Origin of the sequence: Marinobacter sediminicola, assembly GCF_031157525.1 — a bacterium.
GTDB lineage: Bacteria > Pseudomonadota > Gammaproteobacteria > Pseudomonadales > Oleiphilaceae > Marinobacter > Marinobacter sediminicola.
This window is the reverse complement of the sequence record NZ_JAVIXR010000041.1, coordinates 1-374: the sequence shown is the minus strand read 5'-3', so window position 1 is coordinate 374 and position 374 is coordinate 1. Positions and strand designations below refer to the sequence as shown.

The following is a 374-nucleotide window of genomic DNA, read 5'->3' as shown; positions in this document are numbered from 1 at the left end:
AGAAGAGAAACTTTCGAATCCTGGCGGAACTATTTCGAAATACGGCGGAAGTGGCTGGGCGCTTTGCCAAAGTGGGCTCTGAACCGGTCGCTAAATGCTGATAACGACGAATAGCCGACAGCGTCAGCAACTTGCTGGACACTGAGCCCCGACTGCTCCAAAAGCCGCCAAGCTTCTTTCATTCGCAACTCCGTGAGGTATTGATGCGGCGTCATGCCGACCTGGCGCCGAAACAGATCGTTCAACTGCCGAATGCTCAGATGTGCCACGGCAGCCGTTTCGGCCAAGGACAAGCGTCGGCTGAAGTTTTCGTCCAGAAATTGTTTTGCGGCGTGAACTCTGCGGTCCAGCTTTAGCTGACTTCCATGGCGCTC

At 54.8% G+C, this 374-nt stretch carries 1 protein-coding gene; it reads right to left on the bottom strand.

The features are described 5' to 3' along the window. Positions 1 to 29 precede the first annotated feature (29 nt). A partial coding sequence (locus tag RG807_RS17860) for a helix-turn-helix domain-containing protein (RefSeq protein ID WP_309046059.1) occupies positions 30 to 374 on the bottom strand: 345 nt, incomplete at its 5' end.